We start from the raw sequence: 14933 nt of genomic DNA, 5'->3' as shown, positions 1-14933 counted from the left end.
CATCGGGCGACGGAGGGCGACGGGCGGCATGGCAGAGGCCGAGGATCACGAGGGCGGCCGGAGCTCCACGGAGAGACGGCCGTACGCCGTGGCGGAGGACGTCGATCAGCCGGACTCGCTGTTCCTGCCGCTGGGGCCCCGCCTCGAAATCGGGTCCGACGGCCGGCTGACCGGGGTCGAACTGGAAGTCACCGACGACGAGGACGGGGGCTACGGGGACGCCGACGGCATCTTCGCCCCGTTCCCGCCCGACAGCATCAGGATCCACACCGAGACCACCATGGTGGATCTGCTGCTTTCGCGGCTGCGGGAGGGCATGCTCGACCTGGCACCGGACTTCCAGCGCCGCTCCGGCATCTGGAGCGACCGTAGGCAGAGCCGGCTGATCGAGTCGCTGCTGCTCCGCATCCCTATCTCCAACTTCCACATGGCGCAGGGCGACGAGGACACGTGGGCCGTCGTGGACGGCGTCCAGCGGCTGACCGCCATCGCCCGGTTCATGGAGCCCGGACTCACCAGCCTGGGGCCGCTGGCGCTCAAGGGCATGGACTACCTGAAGCAGCTCGACGGCAGCACGTACCAGGACCTCACCGGGCGGCTCAAGATCCGGCTTCGGGAGACCCAGCTCACCGTCCACATCATGCAGCAGGGCACCCCGGAGGAGGTCAAGTACAACGTCTTCGCCCGGATCAACACCGGCGGGGTGCCGCTGAAGCCCCAGGAGCTGCGGCACGCGCTGGTGAGCGGCCCGGTCCGGACCTTCCTCGCCGACCTCGCCGAGGACCCGGCGTTCGGCGAGGCCACCCGGTGGAGCGTGTCCGACGAACGGATGGCCGACCGCGAGATGGTGCTGCGCTTCCTCGCCTTCCGCGAGAGCAATCCCGTCGAACACACAGAGAAGGACTTCGACAAGTTCCTCATCGACGCCATGTACCGGATCAACATGCTCACCGAGGAGCGGCGGGAGCAGCTGGTGAGGGAGTTCCGGATGGCCATGCGGTGCGCACGCGAGCTGTTCGGCGACCACGCGTTCCGTAAGTGGCGTGGCGAGGAACGCAGCTCTCCGGTCATCAACAAGGCCCTCTTCGAGACGATTTCCGTCAATCTCGCGCTATTGGATGATCAGGAGCGGAGCCGGCTGGTAGCTTCGCGAGCGAAGGTGCACGACCGCTTCTTCGAGCTGATGGACGACTGGGACTTCGACCGGTCGATCTCCGTGAGCACCGGAGACCCGGGACGGATCCGCACCCGATTCCAGCACGTCGCACGGCTTGTCCGGGGGGTAGCCGAACAGTGATCGACCGTCTGACGCTCCACAACTTCAAGGCGTTCCAGCACACGGAGCTCCAGCTCGGCCCGCTCACCCTTCTCACCGGGCTCAACTCGTCCGGTAAGAGCAGTGTCCTCCAGTCCCTCGCCCTGCTCCGGCAGTCGTACGACTCCGGCGACCTGGCGGTCTCCGCCCTCCTGCCCGAGGGCCACCGGGCAGGCCTCCGCACGAGCGTCAGCAACCAGGGATTCCTGCTCAACGGTGAACTCCTCAGCCTTGGCACAGGAGAGGACGTCCTGCATGAGGACTTCACGGAGGACGAGCCCCGGATCGGCCTCGCCGTCGACGAAGGTCCGTACCACTACGGCTGGACCGCCGAATACGAGGGCGAGCAGAATTTGCTGCCCCTGCGGACAGTGGAACTGCCACGCGACGCGGAAGGAGCCGCCACGCCCACCGGGCCGGAGGCCGTCACGCCCGCGTTCCTCACGGCCCCCTTCCAGTACCTGCACGCCGACCGCATCTCGCCCGCCGAGTTCTACCCGCGCGACCATCACGCCGCCGTTGGACGCGGATTCCTCGGCGTACGCGGCGAACACGCCGTCAACTACCTGCGGCACCACCGTGAGGACCCCGTCCCTCAGGGACCCCTGCGCCACCCCAAGGCAACCTCCGATCTCCTCATCGACCAGGCCGCCGCCTGGATGGGCGATCTGTGCCCCGGGGTGGACATCCGGGCCGACGCCATCGCGGGCGCCGACGCCGTACGGCTCTCGTACGGTTTCCAGGGCACGCTGGGGGCCACACGACGCCGCCGCCCCAGCAATGTCGGCTTCGGCCTCACCTATGTCCTGCCCGTCGTCGTCGCCTGCCTGAGCGCCCGCCCCGGCACGCTGATCCTCCTGGAGAACCCGGAGGCGCATCTGCATCCGCAGGGGCAGACGCAGATGGCCACGCTCACCGCGTCGGCGGCCGCGCAGGGCGCACAGGTGATCATGGAGACGCACAGCGATCACGTGATCAACGGGGTGCGGCTCGCCGTCAAGTACGGGCGGCTGACGCCCGCGCAGGCGGTGTTCCACTACTTCCGCGGCGACGGTACCGGGGTCGAGATCGTCAGCCCGCGGATCGACGCGGACGGCATGCTCGACAAGTGGCCCGAGGGCTTCTTCGACGAGTTGGAGAACACGCTCGACCAGCTCATCGGCTGACACCCGCCGGGGGGCGGGGCACAGCGCACACCATCCGGAGGGGGAGACGTGCCGCAGCTGTTCCTGAACGAGAATTCCTGTGAGACGACAGCGGATCCGGACCGGGTCAACCGGGCCATGACCGAGCTGGTGAAGGCCATCGTCGCCGTCGCCAGGGTGGACCGGCAGGGCACGGAACTGGTGTCCCGGGAACCCGTGAACGCCTTACAGCTGGCCCAGGGGCATCCGATCGGCAAGTGGATCGGGACGCCGGCCGCCAAGGACCTGTGGAAGCGGCTGCTGCAGATGCAGACCAAGTGGCCCCACCAGAAGGTCTTCCCGGAGGGCGAGACCTTTTCCGACGTGGCGTACTACCACGACGACGAGCTCGCGACAGGACTCGGTATCGCCCACCTGATGGACGGGATGGGCATCTCCCTGCCTCTGGAAGCCCGTTGGCAGACTGATCGGATCGCACTGGTCCGAGCGGAGCTCGTGGACGGTGAAGAGGGCCTGGAGCGCACCGAGGTCGACATCCGGCACGCCGCCCGTGCCGAACATGTCAACGTGCACGCGCCGTGGATCCGTGCGGAGCAGGAAGCCGCCCTGCGCGACGACCTGCACACCCTTCGTACCGGGGCCGAGCTGTGGGACCGATGCGCCGACCTTTTCCCCCACCTCCGCTTCCTTCCGCACGTCGAAGCGCAGGTGCGGGAGCTGAAGCAGTACTGGGTGCACCCGGTCCGCAAGCGACTGGCCGAGATGGACCGTGCCGTTCGGCTCTGGGACGAGGCGACCGAGCTCGACGGACCCCTGTGGGGGTCAACCGTCACGCCGGAACACGGGGCTCGCAAGCGTGACTACTGCGCATTCGTCGACCTCGACGGTACGACCGAGTACTTCGACACCCACCTGCGCTTCACCCCTGACGAAGGACGGCTGCACTTCCGGTTCGTGAAGGCCACCAGGCGGGTGCACATCGCACACATCGGGCGGAAGCTCGGCATCTGAGGCGCCGCCGAAGCCGGGTGGGACGCCCCGCTACCGTAGAGCGTCACGGGGTGACGGGCCTCACCCGCCCCACCAGCACCAAGGAGGACCGCGCGTGCGTCCCACACTCGCCGCCGAACAGGTACGGGCCAGTCTGAGCCAGTACCTCGCGACGACGTACGCGCTGGCCGACGAGAGCACCCGCCGCGCCCTGGAGGGCTTCCTCGGCGACGCCGACGACGGCATCTTCCGCGGCCCCTACCTCCGCATCCGCACCCCTTTCCGGAGCGCCGAGGGCGACGACTGGAAGCGGCACCTGACCTGGTGGCCCCGCGGCTTCAATCCGCACCGGCACCAGGAGCTCGCCTGGGAGCGGCTGTCCACCCTGCACGGCCCCGCACAGCCCACCCTCGTGACCACCGGCACCGGGTCCGGTAAGACCGAGTCGTTCCTGATCCCTCTGCTCGACCACTGCAGGCGCGAGCGTGAGGCGGGCCGGGAGGGCGTCAAGGCGATCCTGCTCTACCCCATGAACGCCCTCGCCACCGACCAGGCCCACCGCATCAACAAGCGGCTCGCCGACGAGAAGGACACCCGCCTCAAGGAGGCGGGCGTGCGGGCCGGGCTCTACATCGGCGACAAGCCGTCGCAGGAGTTCAAGCAGGCCAACCCCGCCATCACCGTCGACCGGGACGAGATCCGGCGCACCCGGCCGGACATCCTGATCACCAACTACAAGATGCTCGACCTGCTCCTCCAACGCCCCGAGGACCAGCGGCTGTGGCAGGACCACGCGCTCTCCTACGTCGTCCTCGACGAGTTCCACACCTACGACGGCGCCCAGGGCACGGACGTCGCGATGCTGCTGCGCCGCCTCGGCTCCGTCACCGGACTCGCGGAGGACGGCCGCCCGCTGGGCCCCGTCTGCCCCGTCGCCACGTCGGCCACGCTGGGGGAGAACGGGCGGACGGGCGGCATGCTGGAGGTCGCCGAGCAGGTCTTCGGCGTGCCGTTCCCACCCGAGTCGGTCGTCGGTGAGGACCGGCGCTCCACCAAGGACTTCACGGGCGAGAGCAACTTCACCCTGCCGTTCCCCTCGCCTCAGGAGGTCGTCGCGCTCGGTGACCCCACCCGCGACGAGAGCGCCATGGACGACCTCGTCGCGGCCTTCACCGGCCTGAGCCGACCCAGCCCGGAGAAGCTCGGCGGCGTGCTTCGCCGCCACCGGCTCACCGGAGCCGTCCTGGAGATCCTCGACGGCACGCCCAAGACACTCGCCGAGGTCACGGAGGTACTGCCCCGCTACGCCTACCACTGGGGCATGGCCGTGCAGCAGAGGCCCCGGGTGGCCGCCCAGGCACTCGCCCGCTACATCGCCCTCCTGTCGTACGCCCGCGACCCCGAGCACCCAGAGCGTCCTCTCCTGGCCATCGAGATCCACCACTGGGTCCGGTCCGTCTCCCGCGTGCTGCGCGGCATCAGCGCCGCCCGTGCCGAATTCCGCTGGGACGACGAGCGGGTCACCTCGCACGGCGCCCTGGCCCGCAAGGATCAGGGTGTGTCGGCGCGGACCTCGCCGTACGACGGGGAAGGACCCGTCGTACCGGCCGACGTTGCCGACCAGGCCGTCGTACCGGCGGGTGACAGCGCCCCGCCCCCCGCCGAGGTGTTCCTGCCGGCGGTCTTCTGCCGCGAGTGCGGGCGCTCCGGCTGGGCTGCCTACTCGCCGGAGGTCGACCCTGCCGAACTCGACCTGAACGCCTCGAAGATTCGCCGTGCCTCGGTCGGCCGCGACAAGCGCCGGGTGCGCAACATGATCGCCGCCACCCCGCGGGAAGTGCATGACGCGGCCTTCGCGGCCGGGGCGGAACGGCGACGCGGCGGGCCCGCCCTCATGGTCCTGGAAGGCGCCGGCGGACGGCTGCGCCCGCTCTCGCCCGAGACCGACTTCGACGCCCCCGACGACGGCGACGGACCCCGCCGGCCCAGGCCCCTCCACAACGCCGCATTCGTCCACGCAGACCTCGACGGTGACCGGGCCGCGGAACGCGACCAGTGCCCCGCCTGCCGCACCTTCAACTCCATCCGCTACCTCGGTACCGGCCTCGCGGCGCTCGCCGCCGCCTCCGTCACCCAGCTCTTCACCGGGGGTGAGCTGGACAAGAACAAGGGCGAGAACAAGACCCTCCTCTTCAACGACTCCGTCCAGGACGCCGCCCACCGCGCCGGATACGTCGCCAGCCGCTCCTACACCTTCTCGCTGCGCGCCCTGCTCGCGAGCCGCATCGACCAGGACGAGCCGATCACCCTGGGCGATCTGGCCGCCGACCTGATCGCCGACGTCGTCGACAGCAAAGAGGTGCAGGCAGCGGTCATCCCGCCCGACCTCCACCTGGTCCGGGGCGTGGACACCCTGCTCTCCGGACGCAGCCGCGGGTCCCGGCCCACCTGGGAACTGATCGCGCAGCGACTCGCGTTCGCCACCGTCATGGAGTTCGGTCTCCGGTCCCGGCAGGGCCGCACCCTGGAACTCACCCGCACCGTCGCCGCCGACGTGCCCCTGCCCGACGCCGACGCCGTGGCGGACCTCGTACGCGAGATCCTCCTCACCACCCCTGGAGAGATCGCGCTGCCCGACGGAACCCTGCCCGGCCCCGACCGCTACACCGGCTTCGTCCGGGGCCTGCTGGAGCGCCTGCGCATCCGCGGTGCCGTCCGGCACGCCTGGCTGGACCCCTGGCTCGACCAGGCGGGGGTCCGCCGGTGGGCGATCTGGGGCGGGCGCGAGGCCGGTATGCCCGCCTTCCCGCGCGGGGTCTCCGCGCCCGCGTTCCTGCTCGGCGCCCCGAAGCAGGGCAGCGAGGACTTCGACGTGCTCACCGGCCGGCTCGGCTGGTACCAGGACTGGGCCGTACGTGCCCTCGGGCTGCGCAGGGAGGCCGCCACGGACTTCCTGACCCGGCTGCTGCCCGCACTCGTCGACATCGGGGCCCTCTCCGCGCGCACCGCACTCGACGGGGCCACCCGCGTCTACGGCCTCCAGCCCGGACACATCCAGGTCCGTAAACTCGCCGACGACGCGCTGCCGGACGCGACCGCGCACTGCCCGGTCTGCTTCTGGGAGCAGACCGTGCACCCCGACCTCGCCGACCAGTGGCACGGACAGCCGTGCCCGCGCTACCGCTGTCCCGGAATCCTCGCCACCGGCCGGGACCTCGACAGCGGCCTGCGGCAGAGGGACTTCACCGACGACTTCTACCGGCGCATGTACCGCGAGGCCGGCGTCTTCACCATCAACACGGCCGAACATACCGGCACGCTGAGCCGTGCCCGACGAGAGGCCGTCGAGAAGGCGTTCCGCGAAGGCACCCGCGTCCACTACGCCAACCCCCAGGTGCTGTCCTGCACCCCCACTCTCGAACTCGGCATCGATATCGGCGACCTGTCGGCCGTCGTCCTCGCCTCCCTGCCCAAGGGGCCGGCCAACTACATCCAGCGCGTGGGCCGGGCCGGACGCGCCACCGGAAACTCGTACCTGCTCACCATGGTCGACCGCGGCCCGCGGGACCGCTACTACCTGGAGGAACCCCGGCTGATGATCGCCGGGGACGTCCTGCCGCCCGGCTGCTACCTGTCCGCGGCCGAGATCCTGCGCCGCCAGTACCTCGCGCATCTCCTCGACCTCGCGGGCGCCGGACGGCTGACTTCTCCCGACGGGACCCCCCTGCGGGCGCTGCCCGGGCGCGCCACCGAGCTGTTCGGCGCCTCCGCCTGGCAGGCCGAGTTCACCGAAGCCGCGCTCGCCCAGGGGCCGCGGCTGGCCAAGGGTTTCCTGAGACTGTTCCCCCCCTACGACGAGAGCCGTGGCACCGGCGTCAGCCCGCAGGCCCGCTCCGCTCTCGTCACGTATGCGACCGATCCAGGCGAGGAGGGTCTGGGAGGCGCGCTGGAAGCCGCGTGCAGGCGCTGGGAGGACCGCCGCGCCGACCTGCAGCGCCGGACCGAGGCCATCGACCGGGCCCATGGGCTGCTCGTCGCAGGCGACCCCGAACAGGAACGGCAGGGGCGAGAACTACGCGCCGAGCGCCGGGACGTGGCACGTGTGTCCCGCGAGATCAGCCGTACCACGGCCCACGGCGCGCTCGTCGATCTCGGCCTGCTGCCGAACTACAGCCTGATCGACTCGTCCACGGAACTGGAGGCCACCCTCACCTGGACCGAGAAGCAGGCCGACGGCACCCGTAAGGACCACAGCAAGACCCTCCACCACAGACGCCCCGCACGCCTCGCCCTGTCCGAGTACGCCCCCGGCAATCATTACTACGCCCAGGGCTACAAGCACCGTGTCACCGGACTGGACATCGGCAGCCCGGGTCGGCCCGCCTGGATCTGGTGGCGTGTCTGCCCCGACTGCGGGCACGTCCGCACCCACCGCGCCGAGCAGGACCCCTCGCCATGCCCCCGCTGCAGATCCGCGGCCATCGGAGACGTCGGCTGCCTGCACAAGGTCCTGGTGCCGCGCCGTGTCACCGCACGGGACGAACGCGACGACGTCCGCGTCCGCGACGACAGCGACGAACGGGAGCGTCGGCTCTACACCGTCGTACCCGCCGTCGACATCGACGTACGGGACGTCGAACAGGCGTGGAAGCACCGAAACGCCACCTTCGGATGGGAGTTCAGCCGGCAGGCGCGCATCCGTCATATCAACGCCGGAGCCACCCGCGTGGACAGCGGCACCGACACCGCCTTCGCCGGGCGTGAGGTTCGCCTCAACCCCTTCTGGGTGTGCGACGCCTGCGGCTTCGCCGACCCCGACGGCGGTCCCGCCGCCCAGGACACCGCCGACGCGTCCGTGTACGGCAGGTACCACCGCCCCTGGTGCCCCAGGCGTCGCGGGGGAGCGGACGTCGCACGACAAGGCGAGCGGGTGCTGCTGGCCCACGAACTGCGCACCGATGCCCTGCGCATCCTCATTCCCGCCGTCACCGCCCACACCCAGGAACGGCTCGTCTCCTTCAAGGCACTGCTGCTGGCCGGTATCGCCCGAAGCTACGGCGGTGACCCCGACCACCTGGCCGTCGTCACCGACTCCATGCCCGAGGAAGGCGGCGACACCGCGCTGCGCCGTCACTTCCTCGTGCTGTACGACACGCTGCCCGGCGGTACCGGATATCTGCACCGCTTGGCCGGCCAGGACGGTCTCAGAGACGTCCTGGACCATGCCCGCCAGGTCATCGAGACCTGTGTGTGCGTCGCCGAGGGCCGTCCCGCGTGCCACCGCTGCATGCTGCGGCACGTCACCGACGGCGAGTACGAACTCGTCTCCCGCGAGCACGCGCTGGACATGCTCGGTGAACTCTTCGGCCGCGCCGCGGACCGATGGAGCGTCGAGTCCGTCGCCACGACCCGGGACATCACCCTCGTGCACCAGGTGGAGAGCGAACTGGAGGCACTGTTCCGGAGCGGACTGCTCGAATGGGCGGAGCGGGTGGACGAGGTCAGTGTCCGCACCGCGCTCACCGCCGACGGCACCAGGGACACCACCCTGCGCTTCACCGCACCTGACGGCACGGTCCGCGGCTGGCAGATGGAGACGCAGACCCCGCTCGGCTTCACTCGGCCCGACGTCGTCTTCCGCAGCACCGACGACGACCGGCGGGTGGCGGTGTACCTCGACGGATACCGCTACCACGCGAGCCCCGAGCAACTCTCCGCCGAGGACGACGCGGATAAGCGCACCCGTCTGCGGGCGGACGGCTGGCAGGTCTTCCAGCTCACCTGGGACGACGTGCAGGCGTGGACCGGCCGGACCAAGCCGCCGGCCGATCCTGTCTGGAAGCCGTACCCCAACACCGCGCAGAAGACGGCCATGGACGTCCACCGGCGGATGCACGAGGGAGACCCCCGAGATCTGTCGCGCCTGGTGTGGGCCAACCCCGTGGAGACACTGATCGGATACCTCACCGACCCGGACCCCGACATCTGGCGGCGCCGCACCCAGAGCGCGCTCGCGGGCTTCGCCGCCGTATCGGCGACCAGCCGGGCGCTCGCCGACGGCGAGGAGACCGGCCGCAGGATCGGTGAGGCGCTGTACGGGCAGCGCCTCGGCGGAGGGCACGGAGCCGTTCAGGTCATGGCGACCCGGGACGCGTCAGGATGCCCGCTCACGATCGCCCTCGACCTGCGCAGGGGACAGTCCGGGGCGGTATGGACCGCGCTGACCCTGCTGGACGACAGCGCGGAGACGGTCGCGGCGGACGAGGCCGCACACCGGCGGCGCTGGCAGGGCTGGCTCTACTGGAGCAACCTCCTCCAGTTCCTCGACGCGGGCGAAGGGGACGGGGTCCAGCTCACAGCCGGCATGCTGCCGGGCTTCGACCCGGCTGAACTGGCGGTGACCGGGGGAGCCGGATGGCTCACCTCCCAGAGAGGGGACCGTGGACCCGAGGCGGCCGGGCAGATGCCGGAGGGAACCGCCTCGGCCGTACGCGACCCCGCCTGGCACGAGGTCATCGAGTACCTCATCGACGACCCCGGCCTTCCCGCCCTCGCCCGTACGCTTGCAGGCCTCGGCCTGCCCGCTCCCGTGGCCGGCCACGAACTCGGAGCAGCCGCCTGGCCCGCGGAACTCGCCTGGCCCGAAGAGCGGATCGGTGTCGTTCTCGCGCACCGGCCGGATCCGGGCAGCGACCGGGACATCGATGCCGAACAACGCGACCGTGCCTACCTGGACGCCGGCTGGCAGGTCCGCACCGCTACGGAATGGGACGCCGACGAACTCGCCGCGCTGGTGACCGGAGTCGCCCGCCCGGCAGCGAACGACCACGAGGAGAACGAGCGATGACGGTCACCGGCGCGCCCAGGACCGGCGTGACCCTGCGTCTGCTGGACAAGGCCGACAAGGAAATCATCAAACTGGACCGCACCGTGCTCGGCGCGTTCTACAAGTTCCAGCACGACTTCCGCCGCAACCCGGAAGCCGGCGGCTTCGACCTCAAGCAACTGGAAGGCCACGACCGTCTCTGGTCCGCCCGCGTCAACCGTGAGTGGCGGGCCCTGATGATCCGCCTCGGTGGTGACGACTGGCTCCTCGTCTCGGTCAAGCACCGCAGCCACGTCCACAAGAACATGGACCGGCTCAATTACGGCATCAACCACATCACGGGTGCCATCGAGTACGTGGATCTCCAGGTCGTCGAGGAGAACGTACAGCGCGTAGAGCCCGCTCCGACCGCGGTTCCCGCCCGGAAACCCGCTCCGGGCAAGCCGGTCGAGGAGCCTCTCTTCGCCGCGTTCACCGACGAACAGCTCGCAGACCTCGGCGTCGCCGGACCGCTCATCCCGATCGTCCGGAAACTCACCACGGACGACGAGCTGCTCGGTCTCGCCGAGTACGCGCCCCGCCACACCGGGGAAGTCCTTCTCCGGCTGCGCGACGGCGTCCCCTACGACGCGGTCATGGACCAAGTCACCGCGCCCGTCGCCGTGAGTGAGCCCGAGCAGACCTTCGACGCCGATGACTGGCAGGCGGCCGTCGACCGCTCCCAGACCGTGGTCATCACCGACGACGAGTCCTTGCAGAGCATCCTGGAGGAAGGCGACTTCGGCCGGTGGAAGATCTTCCTCCACCCCACCCAGGAAAAGGTGGTGCATCGTCGGTACTCAGGCCCGGCACGAGTGGGAGGCGGGCCGGGAACCGGCAAGACGATCGTCGCCCTCCACCGCGTGTGCCACCTGGTGCGAGCCCTCCCGCCCGGCCGCAACAAGCCGGTCCTGCTCACCACGTTCAACAAGAACCTCGCCGCGGACCTGCGGGCGCGGCTCCTCTCGCTCGGCGGCCCCGACGTACTCGCCCGGGTCGACATCACCCACGTCGACCAGCTTGCGACCCGGCTCGTCAGCGAGGCCGACCCGGGCAGCGCCAAGCGGCGGATCGACGACGCGACGGCCTTGCGTGAATGGCGCGAACTGCTGGTGGAGGCGGGAGAAAACCGCTGGAGCGCGGAGTTCCTCAGCGACGAGTGGAACCAGGTGATCCTCGGCCAGGCCGTGACGTCCCGGAGTGACTACTTCGCCGCCCGGCGCGCGGGCCGGGGCCGCAGTGTCACACGCGTCGAACGAGCCGGCATCTGGCAGCTGGCAGAACGCTTCACCCAGCGCCTGGAGACCAAAGGGCTGGAGACGCACCGTCAGGTAGCCGAGCGGGCAGCCCGGCTGGAGATCGCCCGTAAGGCCAGGATCGACCGGCGGTCGGGGGAGCGTGACGACCGAGGAGGCCTGGACAACCTCCACGTCGAAGCCGGCTCGGGCGCCTGGTTGCGCTATCGCTACCGGCACATCGTGGTCGACGAGGCGCAGGACCTCAGCGCCGCCCACTGGAAGATGCTGCGCGCCATGGTGGCGTCCGAGCCCGACGACATCTTCCTCGTCGGCGACACCCACCAGCGGATCTACGACAACCAGGTCACGCTCGGAAGTCTCGGCGTCCACATCCGGGGCCGGTCCTCCCGTTTGTCCTTGAGCTACCGCACCACGCGCGAGATCCTGCGCGACGCCGTACGGGTTCTGGACGAGGGGGAGTACGACGACCTCGACGGCGGCTCCGAGACGATCGCGGGATACCGCTCGGTCCTCCACGGTTCGAGCCCGTCCCTGCAGGGCGCACACAGCTGGGACGAGGAGATGGACCTCGTCGTCGCTCAACTGCGTGCCTGGCACGACGTACCCCGTGAGTCGACGGCGATCTGCGTTCCGACGAACGACATGGTCACCCAGCTCGCGGACCGGCTTGCCCGGCGAGGCATCACCCCGACCGAGATCACGCAGGACGGGCCGCGGAACGACCAAGGCGTTCACATCGGCACGATGTACCGGTTCAAAGGACTGGAGTACCGCTGCCTGATCATCGCCGGTGTGGCCGAGGGGCTCGTGCCCCGTACCTCCGTGGATGCGTGGGAGCGTACTGATCCGAGCCGCCACCGGCGTGAACTGCACCGGGCGCGCTCGTTGCTCTTCGTCGCGGCCACCCGGGCCCGTGACGCACTCGCCATCACCTGGCACGGTGAGCCGAGCCGTTTCCTTTCACCGCTGCTTCCTGGAAGGTGAGTTCGGCCCGTGCGTCAGGGCTCCCGGGTGGAAAATGACCAAGAAGGAGGACGCAGCGCAGAGGCTCAGGCAGGGTGGGACATGTAAGTCATGAGCCGGTGGCCGACGGGACCGAAGCCGGGCGAACCCTGAGCGCCCCACCCCCTCGGCTCCGACGAGCGAGCGCCGACGCACGTGTTGGGTGCACAAGGAGAAGACGTGGCGACAGAGACCTTCAGCATCGACAAGCGGCCTTTGCAGGGCCTGCTGGGTCAGGTCGAGGCGGGGAAGATCCAGTTGCCCGAGTTCCAGCGTGGCTGGGTCTGGCCCTGGCCCAACATCGCGAGTCTGCTGGCCTCGGTGTCCCTCAACTACCCGATCGGCACGGTGATGCTGCTCCAGGGTGGCGGGGATGTCCGGTTCAAGTACAGGCCGATCGAGGGGGCGGCCCCGGGCAGGCAGGTACAACCGGAATCGCTGATTCTGGATGGACAGCAGCGGCTCACCTCGCTGTTCCAGTCACTCGCGATGAACAGCCCGGTGGAGACCCAGGACGAGCGCAAACGCCGGGTGCGTGGCTGGTTCTACGTCGACATGGTCAAGGCGATCGACGAGAACGAGGATCGCGAGGAGGCGATCCGGTTCATCCCTCCCTCACGCAAGGTGGTCAACTTCCGGGGCGAGATCCTTGAGGATTATTCGACCCGGGAGCTCGAGTACCAGCACCGCGTTTTCCCGTTGCGATGTCTCTTCGACAACTCATGGGGCGACGGCTTCGCCCGCCACTGCAATTTCGCACCGGAGGCGATGGAGCTCTGGTACCGCTTCCGCGACAGCTTCATCAAGTCATTCGACCTCTACCACTTCCCGGTCATCGAACTCGGCAAGGGCACCCCACGTCAGGCGGTCTGCCAGGTCTTCGAGAAGGTCAACACGGGGGGAGTCACCCTCACCGTCTTCGAGTTGCTGACGGCGACGTACGCCGCCGACGAGTTCGATCTGCGGCGGCACTGGCACGAGTGCCGTTCTGCCTGGGAAGCACCCGAATACGCCATCCTGAAAGACGTCTCCAACACCGACTTCCTTCAGGCGGTCACTCTCCTCGCCACTGCCGAGCGTCGACGCCGGGAGGTAGAGGCCGGCACGGACGAGGAGCGTCTGCCGCGCATCGGGTGCAAGCGCAAGGAGATGCTCGTGCTGGGCCTGGAGGACTACAAGCGGTACGCCCCCGATGTCGTCGCAGGCTTCAAGGCCGCCGCCAAATTCCTGCGCCAGCAGTTCGTCTTCGATACCCGATTCCTGCCGTACGGCACGCAGCTCATCCCCCTCGCGGCGATCTTCGCCCTTGCCGGCAAGGACGCGGAGACCGCGGGTGCACAGGAGAAGCTGGCCCGCTGGTACTGGTGCGGGGTGTTCGGCGAGCTGTACGGCGGCACAACCGAGACCCGGTTCAACCTCGACCTCCCCGACGTCGTCGACTGGATCCGCGGATCGACTCAGGAGCCCCGTACGGTCACCCAGGCGCAGTTCGCGGCGAGCCGCCTGCTGACCCTTCGGACTCGACAGAGCGCCGCCTACAAGGGGATCTACGCGCTCCTGCTCAAGGCGGGCGCGACGGACTGGCGTACGGGGGAGAAGGCGGAGGTGAGCGTCTACTTCGACGAGGCGATGGACATCCATCACATCTTCCCGCAGGCCTGGTGCCAGAAGAACGGACACGAGCGCTCCGTCTACAACTCCATCGTCAACAAGGCACCCTTGACGGCACGGACCAACCGGATCATCGGTGGCCACGCACCGTCCGACTATCTGCAGCGGCTCGCCAAGGCGGCTGAGACCAGTCCGGAGAGCGTGGAGCGGCGTATCAGGACGCACCTCGCGGACCCCGGGCTCATGCGGGCCGACGACTTCGACGCCTTCTTCGAGGGGCGGAGGAGGGTGCTCCAGGAACACATCTCCACGGCGATGGGAAAGCCGGTGGTCGACGACCACATTCCGGGACAGCGGCCCGGGGAGGCGATCCAGGCGGCGGAGAACGAACTGCAGAACGGCGTCCCGTTTCCCGCAGTTCCCTGAAAACCCGGTCCGGGGCCGAACGCCGGGTGCGCGCCGGGACCGTCCGTCACCAGCGGTTGTAGCCACCACGGCCCGGACGCCGGGCCGTGGTTGTCGCCAGGGACGGCCGTGGGACCCGCGCCTTCCGGCGATAGCCGTCGGCGGCGGAGGATGCAAAAAGACCCCCTGCGCAGTGTTTCCACTGGCGAGAGGGTCTTTTCGGCACTTCCTGCGAAGTGCCCCCGGCAGGATTCGAACCTGCGCACCCGGCTCCGGAGGCCGATGCTCTATCCCCTGAGCTACGGGGGCGATGTCGCTGCGCTTGGCGGCGACGAGTGAAA

At 69.5% G+C, this 14933-nt stretch carries 6 protein-coding genes and 1 tRNA gene; 6 read left to right on the top strand and 1 reads right to left on the bottom strand.

The features are described 5' to 3' along the window. The first annotated feature begins 28 nt into the window (after positions 1–28). From LWJ43_RS10030 to LWJ43_RS10005, 6 genes are all read left to right on the top strand, one after another. On the top strand, positions 29–1297 hold the full coding sequence (locus LWJ43_RS10030) for a DUF262 domain-containing protein (protein WP_277331936.1): 1269 nt from the start codon (positions 29–31) through the stop codon (positions 1295–1297). Next, on the top strand, positions 1294–2481 hold the full coding sequence (locus LWJ43_RS10025) for an AAA family ATPase (protein WP_277331935.1): 1188 nt from the start codon (positions 1294–1296) through the stop codon (positions 2479–2481). Before LWJ43_RS10030 ends, LWJ43_RS10025 begins: the two co-directional genes overlap by 4 nt. Positions 2482–2529: 48 nt before the next feature. Further along, complete coding sequence (locus LWJ43_RS10020) at positions 2530–3471, top strand: hypothetical protein (RefSeq protein ID WP_277331934.1); 942 nt, start codon at positions 2530–2532, stop codon at positions 3469–3471. Between the two features lie 94 nt (positions 3472–3565). Beyond that, positions 3566–10297: a DEAD/DEAH box helicase gene (locus tag LWJ43_RS10015; protein WP_277331933.1), complete on the top strand. Its 6732-nt coding sequence runs from the start codon at positions 3566–3568 to the stop codon at positions 10295–10297. Then, positions 10294–12558, top strand: coding sequence for a UvrD-helicase domain-containing protein (locus LWJ43_RS10010; RefSeq protein ID WP_277331932.1), 2265 nt, complete (start codon positions 10294–10296; stop codon positions 12556–12558). The genes LWJ43_RS10015 and LWJ43_RS10010 overlap by 4 nt, the downstream gene beginning before the upstream one ends. A 198-nt stretch (positions 12559–12756) precedes the next feature. Next, positions 12757–14613, top strand: a complete 1857-nt coding sequence (locus LWJ43_RS10005; protein WP_277331931.1) for a DUF262 domain-containing protein — start codon at positions 12757–12759, stop codon at positions 14611–14613. A 216-nt stretch (positions 14614–14829) separates the two neighbouring features. Here the strand turns inward: LWJ43_RS10005 and LWJ43_RS10000 are convergent. Next, a tRNA-Arg gene (locus tag LWJ43_RS10000) sits at positions 14830–14901 on the bottom strand. Positions 14902–14933: the final 32 nt, after the last annotated feature.

Origin of the sequence: Streptomyces sp. JH34, from assembly GCF_029428875.1 — a bacterium.
In the GTDB taxonomy this organism is placed as follows: Bacteria; Actinomycetota; Actinomycetes; order Streptomycetales; family Streptomycetaceae; genus Streptomyces.
Note: the sequence above shows the minus strand (reverse complement) of the source record. Positions and strands in the feature narration are given on the sequence as shown.